The organism is Psychrobacter communis (genome assembly GCF_014836505.1).
GTDB lineage: Bacteria > Pseudomonadota > Gammaproteobacteria > Pseudomonadales > Moraxellaceae > Psychrobacter > Psychrobacter faecalis.
The window spans coordinates 19332-33005 of the sequence record NZ_JACSQR010000030.1 but is presented as its reverse complement, the minus strand read 5'-3'; the positions used below and the strand labels follow the sequence as shown (position 1 = coordinate 33005).

Genomic DNA, 13674 nt, shown 5'->3' with positions numbered 1-13674 from the left:
AGCGAGCCGACTATCATATCATAATGATTTGGTTTGTCAAGCTTTTTTATAATTTGTTTCAATGGGTTAGCCAGGTTGGTTATATGTAAATTCACATATAAGTTACTCCGGTTCTCCCTAATGAGGTGCGTATTATAGACGCTTATTTTAATTAGTCAAGAAGTAAATTATTTTATTTTAAAAGTAATTTAGTAGGTTGGATGATTAGTTAATAGCTTCGCTACTAATAATAAGTGGTAAACCACTTATCCAATCCGCCTTCCCTTTCGACTGGGTGGCATTATACGCGCTTTTAGTAGGGGGTCAAGGGGGTTTATCCGCTATTTTAACGATTATCTGACCTCGTCATTAATACTGTTTATTTATCAGTTAGTTAGGGTTAAAAATAATTTTACCTTTATCATAGACTGCCTTTTTTGCTTAAAATTGCTTACCTCTCCTATATAACGGCTATCTAATAATTATCTTCTATATAGGATATGACACTTCTATAGTTTACCTATCTTTTTAAAGAAATCCTTATAAGCAGCGACTTTTTTATCTAACGCTAAAGGGTAGGCGCGCGACGTTGAAGGTAACCTATATAAGGTAAGATTATTTACATTAACTTTCTTATTATTACTTTGCCATTCATAAGGGTAATCCATACTTTGATTGGTCTTCGGATACTTGGATTTGGCAGGTGGCTCAGCTAATAAATTGAGCAACACCTCAGTGGCTTTGCCGCCCGTGGTAAATAGAGTTTTAACCTTTGGTACTTGAGGCAAGATAATATCTAAGTCAACAGGGGTGACAACGGTGAGGTTTTTGTCCGATGCATTACCAGTCTCGCGGATAGCTTGAGTGACGGTAGGACAAGAGGCAATGCCGCGCTCGAACATAAAGGCACGAATACGCTCAGGGTCAAAACGCTTTTCATCGCCTACTCTGAAATAATCAACGTCATCAAAAAACACACTGCCATAGATACGCCACATATCATTATAAAAGTTCGGGTAGTGAAAGCGCATTGCCCATTTATCAGCAGTCGGTGGAAAAGTACCCATCATCATCACGGTAGCATTCGGCGGTAACACTGGACCGAACGGATGGGTTTCTACTTCTGCGGCGCGAGTGTCGAACAATAACGAGTTGGTAGCCAATTTATCAGTATTATCATGGGTATGGGATGGTTGTGTAGTCATAAGATTCTTCATCAGAAAAGCTGTTTTTTTGTTATCATAGCAAGCCTGAACACTACTTCATTTGTTAGGGCGTTATTATAGTCGAACATAGTTTGCTTAAATAAAACTAACCTTGTTATAAGTGCCTTTGGCTTACTTTTTTATTAAAGCATTAAGCTTACTATTGATGGTCTAGGTATAGGGTTGAAGTGCAGTAAGTGTTTGTATCTTTATTACTAATAGCAACCGCAGTAACTGCGCAAGCATCAGCGAAAAATCAAGAGAGACCTTATGAATGACTTAAAAATCACCGTTATTGATCACCCGCTAGTCCGTCATAAACTCAGCCTTATGCGTGAAAAAGACTGTAGTACCTATAAATTTCGTACATTAACCAAAGAACTTGCACGCTTGATGGCGTATGAAGCGAGCCGCGATTTTGAAATTGAAACCTTCCCAATGCAGGGCTGGTGTGGTGAAATCACAGGTGAGCAAATCATCGGTAAGACCGCAACGATTGTACCAATTTTACGTGCCGGTATTGGTATGCTCGACGGTGTGCTCGATTTAATCCCAACGGCGAAAATCTCTGTCGTCGGTTTACAGCGTGACGAAGAAACCTTGCAGCCAGTGCCGTTTTTTGAAAAATTTGTCAGCCACATGGACAAACGCCCAGCGCTTATTATTGACCCCATGTTGGCGACTGGCGGTTCAATGGTTGCAACCATCGAGATGCTAAAGAAAAATGGCTGTACCAATATTAAAGCCTTGGTATTGGTTGCGGCACCTGAAGGCGTGCGTGTGGTCAATGAAGCACATCCTGACGTAACTATCTATACCGCTGCCCTCGACAGCCATTTGGATGAGCATGGTTATATCATTCCAGGTTTAGGTGATGCGGGCGATAAAATCTTTGGTAAGCAGTTATTTAACAAGTAAGACAACGCCAATAAACCAAGACAAGCTGGCGTTATAAATCATGACACATGTACAGAACATCAATGATAAGGATATAAGATGAACGTATTGATTACAGGCGCAAGCGCTGGTTTCGGTAAAGCGCTGGCTGAGCGTTTGATTACCAATGGTCATCGCGTGATTGGCTGTGCCAGACGCTTAGACAAATTGAATGCGTTGGCAGATACGTTGGGCGAGGCATTTTTACCTGTGGTCATGGATGTTAGTGACACCGCGTCTATACCGCACATCATTGCTGACTTACCGGCTGACTTTAAGCAAATCGATGTCTTGGTGAATAACGCTGGACTGGCACTTGGCACCGAGCCTGCACAAAAAGCTGATCTCGATGATTGGATGCGTATGATTGATACCAATGTTAAAGGGTTGATGGCGCTCACTCATGCAGTCTTGCCAGCCATGGTCGCACGCGATAGCGGTTATATTATTAATGTTGGTTCAATTGCGGGCAGTTGGCCTTATTTTGGTGGTAACGTCTATGGCGCGACCAAAGCTTTTGTCAAACAATTTAGCTTAAATCTGCGCGCTGACTTAATCGGTACGCAGGTACGGGTGACCAATCTTGAACCGGGTAATGTCGCGGGCACTGAATTTTCAAACGTGCGCTATCATGGCGATGACAAGAAAGCCGCTCAAGTTTATGATGGCTTTAAAACTATGACCGGTGATGATATTGGCGATATTTTATTGTGGCTGATTGAGTCGCCTGCCCATATTAACGTCAATCGTTTAGAAGTGATGCCGGTTGCGCAAACTTACAACGGTCTAACGATTGCTAAGCAAGATTCATAAAGGTTTAAACTACCGTTTGGCTCACTAGCGTAATTCATAAGACCGAAGCAATATAGTCGCATCTATGTTGCTTTTTTTTTCGGCCATAACATTCTCTTCATTGATCAGGCGCAATTCCTGAAAACCCAAAATCAATACCTCATTACGCGTGCGCTCGCTGGTACGTTTATTGTGACGTATCGGAAATCCTAAAACTTGCTTACCTTTAATCACTATCTGATTGATAATCATGGTCGGATTATTCATAGTAGATTTTGCACTTACCTTTTGAGCATCAATAATCGCGGTGGCAGGATTGAGCGTTGTGATTAACACCCTTGTCTGACGCACGCTTTTTGCTAAATCTCCTGCAAATAATAATACTTGCTCTATTGGTAAACACTGGGCGTGGCGCATAAGCTCGCGGCGAAATAACGCTGGCATATCGGTATTAAAGCTGTCTTCTGTTTGTCGATAAAAGGCCGTAAAATTACGATGTAGATAGCGACCAAAGACGCTGCTATTTATCCAATCTTGATAAACACTATTGGCTAATAATTGCTTTGTAAATGCTTCGGCATCTGGCATATTTTCTGTCATGAGCATCGCTAGCAATAGCGCGCGCGGATTGGTAAATATTTGCTGCTGCCAGCTTTGTGGATATAAGCTGCTATCAAGCAATGCTAAAGTTAACTTGCCCATACGCTAATATCCTTATTAAACAGTGAAACTACCCCATTCTCAACTTATTTTTCTAAGGTATTGGTTTACTTAGTTTTTAAAATTACAGTTAAAACAATTAGGATTTTAAATTCTATAAAAATCAAAAACCTACGATAAGTTGAGATTGGCGTTGAAACTATTATTTAGTACATATAGTATCTATTATATACGTTTCCTATTACAGTCATTTGCTATCGAATAGCAGCACATATTGTGTGCTTGGATTTATTTGTCCGCTTTATTTATATAAAAAAAGCGACCTTAAAAGACGCTTTTTATTTGAGCAATGAGTTTTAAGTATTTTTAAAACCTTGATCAGCTAAGGCTTTAATTAGCTCAAATCTCGGTATTTCCTTACCATCAACTTCAACGGTTTCTGTAAACATGGTTAATGGTCGAACCCAAACGTCATACTCGCCATATAGACAGCGATAAACCACTAGCAATTCTTCTGTTTCTGAATGCTGCGCGGTATGCAATACCTGATAAAGATTGCCTTTATAATGGCGGTAAATGCCTTGGCAGACCGTTTTTTCTGTCATGATTGAATCCTCATTTATATCTTAAGTACACGAGCTAAATACTGTCGCAGTAAATGCATAACGCAAAATAAATAAGGTCGACCATCAATGTCGACCTTATCTTTAATGATTACCTGAATTATTAAAACTAGTCAATTTAAGCAACCGTCACTTTCGCATAAGCCTTTTTGCCTGCTTGGATAACGACTGTCTGACCAGAGGTTAAGCTAAAGCCTGCATCGACCACTTCGCCATCTACTTTTACCGCGCCACGTTTAATCATGTCTTTAGCCGATGAGCTATTTTTGGCAAGCTCTGCTTGGTTTAGGATTTGCGTGATAAATAATGCGTCCTGCCCTTCTAACTCTAACGTCACTTCTGGTAAATCAACGGGCAGTTCACCATCAGCCAATACGTTACCCGCTGACTTGTGCGCATTAGCAGCAGCGTCCGCATCATGGAAACGCTCGATTAATTCTTCAGCAAGAATGCGTTTGATTTCTTGTGGGTTACGACCGTTTTCCATCTCTGCCATTAACGCCTCAACTTCCTCCATCGGCTTAAAGCTTAAAAACTCAAAGTAGCGACGGATTAAAGTATCTGGCATCGACAGCAGTTTTTGGTACATGGTGCCCGGCGCATCGTAAATACCGACGTAATTGCCGAGTGACTTAGACATTTTATTAACGCCGTCTAGCCCTTCTAAGATTGGCACGGTAATACAAACTTGCGGCTCTTGACCATAACGACCTTGTAAGGTACGTCCCATCAAAATGTTAAAGGTTTGGTCAGTACCGCCCAGCTCGACGTCGGCTTTTAGCGCGATAGAGTCATAGCCTTGCACCAATGGGTATAAAAACTCATGGATAGCAATGGGCGTTTGCGCCGCGTAGCGTTTAGAAAAATCATCACGCTCTAGCATGCGTGAAACGGTCAATTGGCTAGAAAGCTGAATCATATCACCCGCTGACATGTCTTTAAACCATTCAGAGTTAAAGACGATCTTGGTTTTTTCTTTATCCAAAATCTTAAAGACTTGTTCTGCATAAGTCTGTGCGTTGACTTTGATTTGTTCATCGGTCAACGGCGGGCGTGTGCTGTTTTTGCCAGATGGATCACCAATCTTGGCGGTATAATCGCCGATTAGAAAATAAATCTCATGACCCAAATCTTGAAAATGCTTCAGCTTATTAATCAACACGGTATGGCCCAAATGCAGGTCAGGCGCTGTGGGATCAAAGCCTGCCTTGATACGCAGCGGGCGATTCAGTTTTAACTTTTTAACCAAATCCTCTTCCGATAGGATTTCTTGCGTACCGCGCTGAATCAGGGCAAGTTGTTCTTCTAGGGTGTAAGTTTGGGTGGTCATGATGCTCTCTTTATTGTCTTTATTTAAAGGGTAACGCGTTTGGGCCAATTAGAATTTCGTAGCCCGTAAAAGATGTTAGAATTTGAGAGATATACTAGCGTTTTTTAAGGTAAATTGCCATGACCAACCCTGCATCGATTGCTGATACTAATGATAATACTGATTCAACTATCAATTATGACGATAATTTAAATAACACTTTGGACAAAACTTTAGATGACGATTTAAATTATGCCACCTTGACCGATGCGCTTGAGCAAACGGTGTTTGAAAACTTTGATGATGGTTTATATATCGGCATGATGTCTGGCACCAGCTTGGATGGTATGGATGCGGTGCTTTGTCAATTCGATGGTGAAGAAAACATCCAACAACCGCTGCGATTGTTAGCGTCTATTAGCCAAGATTTTCCGCCACACCTGCGTGAGGTGTTATTGGCACTTTGTCAGCCAAATGGTGTTCAAGAATTAACGCCAACGATGGGAGAGCCTAGTAGCGAATTAGATTGGTTTGGCTGGGCAAGTAAAGAATACGCTGAATTTGCCAGCGACGTGGTCCATAATTTATTGCAGCAGTCCAATACCGATGTAGAGTCGGTGCTGGCGATAGGCTGCCATGGTCAAACGGTGCGCCATCGTCCGCAAATGGGTTTTAGTTTGCAACTGCTCGATGCCAATATCATCGCCGAGCGTACTGGTATTAGCGTCGTCAGCGACTTTCGCCGCCGCGATATGGCCGTTGGTGGTCAAGGCGCGCCTTTAGTACCTGCCTTTCATCAAGCCTTGTTTGCCACGCCTGATAGCACACGGGTGTTATTAAATTTGGGCGGTATTGCCAACATTACCGTTTTGCCAGCCAATGCTAACCTTATTAACGCTAATCCTGCTAATGATGCTCTTGTTAATAATAGTCCAATTATTGGTTATGATACCGGTCCTGCCAATTTATTACTCGATGCGTGGACGGCGTTGCATACGGATAAAGATTATGACGCTGGCGGCGCATGGGCGCAGTCAGGACAAGTCGTTGAGCCGCTACTTAACCAACTGATAGAACATCCATTTTTTGCGCGAACCTATCCGAAAAGCACAGGGCGCGAGGACTTTAACTTAGCATGGCTACAAAGCGAGCTGCAAAAATTTGACCAAGCCTCTGCCCATATTCGCTATTCGTCAGCCGATGTGCAGGCAACATTGACCGAGCTGACGGCGATGAGTGCCAGTATGCAAATCAATATGTTTATTACGGCCAAAGAAAATAGCTCGGTTTATGTCTGCGGTGGCGGTGCCTTAAATGATTACTTGATGACTCGCTTGCAGGCGCATTTACCTCACTGCAAAGTAGAAACTACTGCCAGCTTGGGACTAAACCCCGCTTGGGTCGAAGCCGTCGCCTTTGCATGGTTGGCACGGCAAACCTTAATGGGGGAAACTGGTAACTTACCAGCGGTCACTGGCGCAAGTAAAGGCGTGGTATTGGGTCAAGTTTGTTTTGCTTAATAAGCCTTTAATTGTTTAAATTTTAGTTTACATACGTGCACTAATGTGTTTTATAATGACGGTTAAAATACCTTCTTTTTAGGATCGCACGTACAGGATATATCGCATGAGCCAACATAGCAGTTCACCAAACGCGCAAGCCGCCGACTCTAATGCTGCCACTATCCAGCAAACTCTGCGCCAAAAGCCGCCCCATTATGAACGCCCAGATGAGAGGCGTGTGGTGGTGACGGGTATGGGTGCGGTGACACCTTTAGGATTAGACGTCGCAAGCTCGTGGACGCGTCTACTTAATGGCGAGAGCGGTATTACGCCCATTACTCATTTTGATGCAACCGACTATCGGGCGCAAATTGCCGGCGTGGTCAAGGATTTTGACGCCAAGCAATATATGAATGCTAAAGACGCGCGCCGCTATGATGAGTTTATACATTATGCCGTTGCAGCTTCGGCTATGGCGTTAAAAGACGCGGGTTTTATCGATGAAGTGAGCGCAGCTGACGCACCTGTACAAGATGTCGAGCAAGAACGCTTTGGCGTGATCTTAGGGTCAGGCATTGGCGGTATCCAAACCATTGAAAACAGCCGTGATACCCTACGTGACAAAGGCGCTATGAAAGTTTCGCCCTTTATCATTCCAGGTTCTATCGTTAATATGGCTGCAGGTTTGGTCGCTATTAAGCACACTTTACAAGGCCCAAACCTGGCGACCTCGACTGCTTGTACCACCGCGACCCACGCTATCGGGCTTGCTGCGCGCTTGATTGCCTATGGCGATGCCGATGTGATGCTGGCAGGTGGTAGTGAAAAAGGCTCGAGCCCGCTTGGAATGTCAGGTTTTGGGGCGATGCATGCCCTCTCAACTCGTAATGATGAGCCAACCAAAGCCTCGCGTCCGTTTGATAAAGAGCGTGATGGCTTTGTGCTCGGTGATGGTGCCGGTGTCATCGTCCTTGAAAGCCTTGCCCACGCCAAAGCGCGCGGCGCAACGATACTTGCTGAGCTGGTTGGCTTTGGCATGAGTGACGATGCCAGTCACATTACCGCGCCACCAGAAGATGGTAGCGGTGCAGCGCGCGCCATGCGCAACGCCCTAAACGATGCCGGTATTGAGCCTGCCGTCGTTGGCTACGTCAATGCCCACGGTACCAGTACCCCTGCGGGTGATGTTGCCGAATCTATCGCTATCGAAACCGTTTTTGCGCCCGTTAAAGACAGCATTTTGGTCAGCTCGACCAAATCGATGACTGGTCATTTATTGGGTGCCGCTGGTGGCATCGAGGCTATCTTTACTGTGCTTGCCCTGCAACATCAGCAGGTACCGCCGACCATTAACTTGGATAATGTTGAAGACAACTGCAATCTCGATTACGTCGCCAATCAATCACGTAACGTTGATAATCTGCAATATGCAGTTTCCAATAGCTTTGGTTTTGGTGGCACCAATGGGTCGCTTATATTCGCTCGTTGGCCGGTGCAACCATCAAGCTAAAACGCCTAAAACAACGTTAAAAATGCTAAATAAATGTTAAAAAACTATTATTTTAGCCGTTGTAACCTTGGTGTCAGATTTGCTACGTTTGACCACTTGCAGCCCCTTATCGTACTTGCGTATGATAAGGGGTAATTTTATGCAACATTTATGGAAGATACCATGTCAAGCTACTCATTTTCCCATCAGTTTTATCAGCGCTGGACGTGTGCGCCAGACCCTGTACGCGCCTCTATCATCCAAGAACTTACCGATATCACTACCCTCTTACAACACGACACGCCATTTGAAACCTTTGTTTTTAGCACTCATGACTTAGATGCTCATCTTGATACTCTTTATGAAAATCATGAAGCCGAACAAGCGATTGCCAAAGCCATTGCCGAAAAACAAGCAAAAGAGCGCGCCGCTGCCGAAAAAGAGCGTTTGGAAGAAGAACAACGTTTAGAAAAAGAACGTTTAGAAAAAGAAAAACAGGCAAAAGCAGCAGTAGACGCTAAGCAGAAAGAAGAAGAAACATTAAGGGCAGCAGAAGCGGCGAAACAAGAGCAACAGCACAATGAGCAGCCAGCTCATAAACAAGCTACCAGTGTTGATGACAATGCTAGTAGTAAAAATATTACTAGTAAAAATGACACTGACGCAGTAGACAAACTGGAAGCTACTAAAACAGATGCTACTAAAACTGCTACTGACACTGATAAAAAATCCATTCAAGAACCTGCTAATATTGCAAATGTGACAAATGGCGCAAACGATCATCATATGAAAACCGTTATCGATAAAGCCGTTTCAGACGCTGCTATTCCTTTGTCTTTAAAAGATACTAAACTTGGCGCGAGTCACCCAGAATTAATTCGCGAGCTTGAGATGCATGTCGATGACTATTTAAGCGAGCAAATGATGCAAATTTCTGAGAATTTAAAATCTTGGTTACGGGCCGAATTGGCACAGCATTTAACCGAACCTGATACCGCCACTACTATTAAAAGTAATGAGAATATCGCTAAGAAAAACATTCATTAGCTATAAAAAAACCTGATTTAAATTAAAAAATTCATCTAATAAGTAAATACTAAAAAGCCCCATCGATATTGACGGGGCTTTTTAATATCTTCAATGCAAGAATATAAGCTTTTGCCTTAGATAGCTTTAGTACGCTCAGTTAACCACTCAAGCGCCGCACCTTTAACGCGATCTTTTAGCTCGGCATAGACTTGGCTATGATAATCATTGAGCCAATCAATCTCGACTTGGGTTAATAGTGCAGGCTCAATCAAACGTGTATCGATTGGGCAGTAAGTGATGGTTTCAAAGTGTAGGAATTGTCCAAACTCAGTCTCAGTCGGATTCGCAACTGGCGTATTGACCACCAAGTTTTCGATACGAATACCCCATTTGCCTTCGCGGTATAAACCTGGCTCATTACTAGATATCATCCCTTCTTTCATGGCGCGCTCTTTTGGCGTACTGGCACTATAAGCAATGACCTGCGGGCCTTCATGGACGTTTAAGAAATAACCAACGCCATGACCGGTACCATGACCATAGTCCATCTGTGCTTGCCACAAAGGTGCACGGCAAATCGCATCGATGAGCGGTGAGGCAATACCATCAGGGAAATGCGCTTTTGCTAACGCGATATGGGCTTTAAGCACGGTGGTAAAGTCGCGTTTATGCTCAGAACTTACTTGTCCAATACCGACCACGCGGGTGATATCGGTGGTACCGTTTTGATATTGCGCACCTGAGTCAATGAGCAATAAGCCGCCCTCGCCTTCAGCAACATCAAGGTAGCTGAATTTTTCTGGCGTCGCACGGTAATGCGGCAAAGCGCCATTTTCGTTAAAGCCTGCGATGGTTGGAAAGCTTGGCGACACATAATGCGGCTGCTGACTGCGAACTTCGATGAGCATACTGTCGACATCCAACTCACTCAAACGCTCACCGTCTGCTAGGCGTTTTTCAAATGTCGCGAAAAACTCACTTAACGCCGCGCCATCTTGGCGCATCGCTTCGCGCACATGCTCGATATCCGCCGCAGATTTCACTGATTTGAGTAACGTACTTGGCGCCATTTGCTCGATAAAGCCCACATCGTCGGCCATTTTTGATAACGTACCGACCGCCACTTTGCTTGGGTCTAACAATAATATATCTTCTGGCGTTAAGGTAGCTAATGCCTCTTGTACCACATCATAATCTGCAAGCGTGATACCGCTGTCTTTTAGCGCTTTTTCAATCTCGCTACTGACTTTATTATTATCAACAAACAAGGTCGTTTTATCTTCGCTAATGAGCATATGCGCTAAAAATACTGGATTATAATCAACGTCCGCACCGCGTAAGTTGGTCAACCAAGCGATATCATCTAAGCTTGATAGCAAGTGATGGCTTGCGCCTGCCTTCGCCATACCTGCGCGCACGGCAGCAAGTTTTGAGCTAGCGGGCTGATCGATAAATTGCGCATCGTGTTGGTAGAGCTGTGCTGATGGCAATGCTGGACGGTCGTTCCATATGTCGGTCAATACATCGCGCTCAGTAATTAAAGTAATATCGTTGGCATCAAACGCATCAAGCAATCTGTCTTGCTCAGCGATAGACAATACATTGCCATCAACCGCCACGCTATCGCCTTCCGCTAAGTTTTGCGCTAGCCAATCGATATGATTTGGCTGACCAGGAGCCAGTTTTTCCAAAGTAATACCCGTGCCTTCTAGTTGATGCGCGGCGTGTACCCAGTAGCGGCTGTCCGTCCATAGGCCAGCAAAGTCAGCGGTAACGACCAGCGTACCAACCGAACCTGTAAAGCCTGATAACCACAAACGCGCTTGCCAATATTCTGGCAAGTACTCAGACAAATGCGGGTCTGCTGACGGTACGATAATCGCCGTTAAATCTTGTGCGGCAAGCGTTTGGCGTAGACTATCAATACGCTCGTGGATATGTTGTTTATTCATGAAAGGTGTCCTTATTACTTTTAAAAATGAGAGTTAAAAAAAACGCTTGAGAGGCGACTATGAGTAGCCGTCTTATTTAGGCAAATAAATTCATCAGTATTACGTGAAGCCTTTATTTGCCTATAAAGGGTTTACTATTTTTAGAATGATAGTTATATAAATGAGTAAGAGTGTTTAGGCGTTTAGCCGAGCTATTATTAATTTCAGCTTAGTAATAGTATTTTAATAATAGTATTAAAGCAGCGCATCTCTAGATGTTTGGGCAGACAGCAGGCTTTCAACGGCGACAGAGAAATAACTCACTGATTGAAACAATAAAACGTGCTACCGATTATGGTAACACGTCTTATCTTTGGGCGTTTATAGGGACGATTGCTACTATAAATAAGCTAAATAGGCTTAATTAATCTTCACCATCCACTTAACGCTTTATTTACTGAGCCGCTTTATCGGCTTGCTCACTTTTTACCAGCATGTTATTGATAGGTTTTGCCAGTACCAATAACACCACTGCGGTCACTACCAAAAAGACGGTCATGGTGGTAAATAATGTCGGTAAGCCTTCAATTTTGTCCGCAGAAACATGACCACCAAAGAACGCAGCGACCAAGTTGCCCATGGCGACAGAAGCAAAGAAAAGTCCCATCATTTGCCCCTGCATACCTTTTGGCGCAAGCTTTGTCATCGCAGACAACCCGACAGGGCTGAGCGCCAATTCCCCAAGTGTTAGCAGTAATAAGCTGCCCACTAACCATAAAGGTGAGGCCAGTGCACCATCACTGGTCAAAATACTTTTTGAGGCAAATATCATCAACGAAAAGCCTGCCGCGGTCAGCAACATACCCAGTGCAAACTTAACCATACTATTTGGCTCAAGGCCACGATTGGCAAGCTTGATCCAAACAATACTAACAATGGGCGCCAGCAATAAAATAAACAACGGGTTTAATGATTGGAACCAAATACTCGGTATCTCAAATCCTAAGACGTTCAAGTCAGTATAGCGATCGGCAAATAGGTTAAACGAGGTTGGTTGCTGCTCAAAGCTTGACCAGAATAGTGTCGAACCGATGATTAAAATAAAGCAAGTCAGTAGGCGCAGCTTATCGGTTTTATCAAGACGAGGTGAGACAAACATAATCGCAAAATAGCCTATCACCACTGCTGCGATGATATAAGTCATATATTCGGCGACCATTTCAGGATTAAACGGTAACATGCCACTTGCTACCAAAACCACAGCCGTTGCCAATAACACCAAGAAACCGATTACCCAGCGACCGATATTTTTATAACGGTCATTGGCGTATTCCCACTCAGGTTTTATATTTTTGGCTTGGGCATAGTGGGTCAAGGTTTTTTGCGCAGAAAAGCGGTAAATCAGAAGTGATATCAGCATACCGATACCACCAACGCCGAAACCTGCGTGCCACATGCCTTTTTCTTTAAACACCCCAACGATGAGCGCTGCTAAAAGGGCGCCAATATTAATGCCCATATAAAACAAGGTAAAACCACCATCACGGCGCACATCGCCTTTTTTATACAAAGCGCCTACCATGACGGAAATACAGGTTTTAAATAAACCTGACCCTAATACAATACATATCAAACCAACAAAAAACAGCGTCATGCCAAATATGGCGGAGAGCGCAATACATAAATGACCGAGGGCGATAATCACGCTGCCCCACCATAAGGCACGCTCTTGACCAAGCCAGTTATCAGCGAGCCAACCCCCCGGTACCGCCGCCAGATATAATGAACCGGCGAAAATACCATAAATAGCAGAAGCAGTGACTTCATCAAAGCCAAAACCACCGCTGCCAACGGTCGCTACCATAAACAGTACTAATAACGGACGAATACTATAATAAGAAAAGCGTTCCCACATTTCGGTAAAAAACAGCGGGCGTAGTGGCTTTGGGTGCCCCATAAACCCATTATCCAATGCTGACAATTCAGCTTCACTAACATTTACTTTTGAGTCTCTGCTCATAACTTTATTCCTTTAAAGACCACTGTAATGACGACCAAACTCCTGTTTATTTTGCTAAGCGGTCACATAGGCGCATTATTGTTCCACTTGGTTATGGTCAAGTAAAGAAAAAGTTATTCAATAATTACACAAATACCTACAAAAAAACCTGTGCTCAGTTAACCAAGCACAGGTCTTTAATGTTAGCTTCTAGAGTATT

Annotated in this window: 11 protein-coding genes; 5 read left to right on the top strand and 6 right to left on the bottom strand. The window is 43.7% G+C overall.

The genetic code is table 11. The annotated features are described in order from the left end of the window. Positions 1–488: 488 nt before the first annotated feature. Entirely contained in the window at positions 489–1052 is a 564-nt protein-coding gene (locus H9653_RS09915; protein ID WP_353887798.1) for a DNA glycosylase, read from the bottom strand. Between the two features lie 402 nt (positions 1053–1454). Here H9653_RS09915 and upp point away from each other — a divergent pair, with 402 nt between their 5' ends. Together upp and H9653_RS09905 are read left to right on the top strand one after the other, a co-directional pair. After that, on the top strand, positions 1455–2102 hold the full coding sequence (upp, locus tag H9653_RS09910; RefSeq protein ID WP_191692246.1) for a uracil phosphoribosyltransferase: 648 nt from the start codon (positions 1455–1457) through the stop codon (positions 2100–2102). A 78-nt stretch (positions 2103–2180) separates the two neighbouring features. Next, the gene (locus H9653_RS09905) at positions 2181–2933 is read left to right on the top strand and encodes an SDR family NAD(P)-dependent oxidoreductase (protein WP_191692245.1); all 753 of its coding nucleotides are present in this window, start codon (positions 2181–2183) and stop codon (positions 2931–2933) included. Positions 2934–2957: 24 nt separating this feature from the next. Here the strand turns inward: H9653_RS09905 and H9653_RS09900 are convergent, their stop codons facing one another. The 3 genes from H9653_RS09900 to tyrS all read right to left on the bottom strand — a co-directional run bounded on the left by H9653_RS09900 (position 2958) and on the right by tyrS (position 5525). Further along, a complete protein-coding gene (locus tag H9653_RS09900; RefSeq protein WP_191692244.1) occupies positions 2958–3614 on the bottom strand; it encodes a hypothetical protein in 657 nt (218 codons plus the stop codon). 314 nt (positions 3615–3928) lie between these two features. After that, positions 3929–4177: a DUF1653 domain-containing protein gene (locus H9653_RS09895; protein WP_191692243.1), complete on the bottom strand. Its 249-nt coding sequence runs from the start codon at positions 4175–4177 to the stop codon at positions 3929–3931. 136 nt (positions 4178–4313) lie between these two features. Further along, on the bottom strand, positions 4314–5525 hold the full coding sequence (tyrS, locus tag H9653_RS09890) for a tyrosine--tRNA ligase (protein WP_191692242.1): 1212 nt from the start codon (positions 5523–5525) through the stop codon (positions 4314–4316). A gap of 119 nt (positions 5526–5644) precedes the next feature. Between tyrS and H9653_RS09885 the strand changes: the two genes are divergently transcribed. From H9653_RS09885 to H9653_RS09875, 3 genes are all read left to right on the top strand, one after another. Beyond that, positions 5645–7024, top strand: a complete 1380-nt coding sequence (locus H9653_RS09885) for an anhydro-N-acetylmuramic acid kinase (RefSeq protein WP_191692241.1) — start codon at positions 5645–5647, stop codon at positions 7022–7024. 106 nt (positions 7025–7130) lie between these two features. Beyond that, complete coding sequence (gene fabF, locus H9653_RS09880) at positions 7131–8516, top strand: beta-ketoacyl-ACP synthase II (protein ID WP_225211710.1); 1386 nt, start codon at positions 7131–7133, stop codon at positions 8514–8516. A 150-nt stretch (positions 8517–8666) separates the two neighbouring features. Beyond that, positions 8667–9542, top strand: coding sequence for a cell envelope integrity protein TolA (locus H9653_RS09875; RefSeq protein WP_191692240.1), 876 nt, complete (start codon positions 8667–8669; stop codon positions 9540–9542). Between the two features lie 116 nt (positions 9543–9658). Here H9653_RS09875 and H9653_RS09870 read toward each other — a convergent pair whose 3' ends face one another. Then, positions 9659–11476, bottom strand: coding sequence for an aminopeptidase P family protein (locus H9653_RS09870; protein ID WP_191692239.1), 1818 nt, complete (start codon positions 11474–11476; stop codon positions 9659–9661). Between the two features lie 433 nt (positions 11477–11909). Continuing rightward, positions 11910–13475 carry a peptide MFS transporter gene (locus H9653_RS09865; RefSeq protein ID WP_191692238.1) on the bottom strand — a complete coding sequence of 522 codons (1566 nt, stop codon included), beginning with the start codon at positions 13473–13475 and terminating at the stop codon, positions 11910–11912. Positions 13476–13674: the final 199 nt, after the last annotated feature.

What these genes read in the sequence shown, in the direction of transcription:
- H9653_RS09915 (WP_353887798.1), bottom strand. Translation starts at nt 1,052, where the DNA reads ATGATGATGGGTACTTTTCCACCGACTGCTGATAAATGGGCAATGCGC.
- upp (WP_191692246.1), top strand. Translation starts at nt 1,455, where the DNA reads ATGAATGACTTAAAAATCACCGTTATTGATCACCCGCTAGTCCGTCAT.
- H9653_RS09905 (WP_191692245.1), top strand. Translation starts at nt 2,181, where the DNA reads ATGAACGTATTGATTACAGGCGCAAGCGCTGGTTTCGGTAAAGCGCTG.
- H9653_RS09900 (WP_191692244.1), bottom strand. Translation starts at nt 3,614, where the DNA reads ATGGGCAAGTTAACTTTAGCATTGCTTGATAGCAGCTTATATCCACAA.
- H9653_RS09895 (WP_191692243.1), bottom strand. Translation starts at nt 4,177, where the DNA reads ATGACAGAAAAAACGGTCTGCCAAGGCATTTACCGCCATTATAAAGGC.
- tyrS (WP_191692242.1), bottom strand. Translation starts at nt 5,525, where the DNA reads ATGACCACCCAAACTTACACCCTAGAAGAACAACTTGCCCTGATTCAG.
- H9653_RS09885 (WP_191692241.1), top strand. Translation starts at nt 5,645, where the DNA reads ATGACCAACCCTGCATCGATTGCTGATACTAATGATAATACTGATTCA.
- fabF (WP_225211710.1), top strand. Translation starts at nt 7,131, where the DNA reads ATGAGCCAACATAGCAGTTCACCAAACGCGCAAGCCGCCGACTCTAAT.
- H9653_RS09875 (WP_191692240.1), top strand. Translation starts at nt 8,667, where the DNA reads ATGGAAGATACCATGTCAAGCTACTCATTTTCCCATCAGTTTTATCAG.
- H9653_RS09870 (WP_191692239.1), bottom strand. Translation starts at nt 11,476, where the DNA reads ATGAATAAACAACATATCCACGAGCGTATTGATAGTCTACGCCAAACG.
- H9653_RS09865 (WP_191692238.1), bottom strand. Translation starts at nt 13,475, where the DNA reads ATGAGCAGAGACTCAAAAGTAAATGTTAGTGAAGCTGAATTGTCAGCA.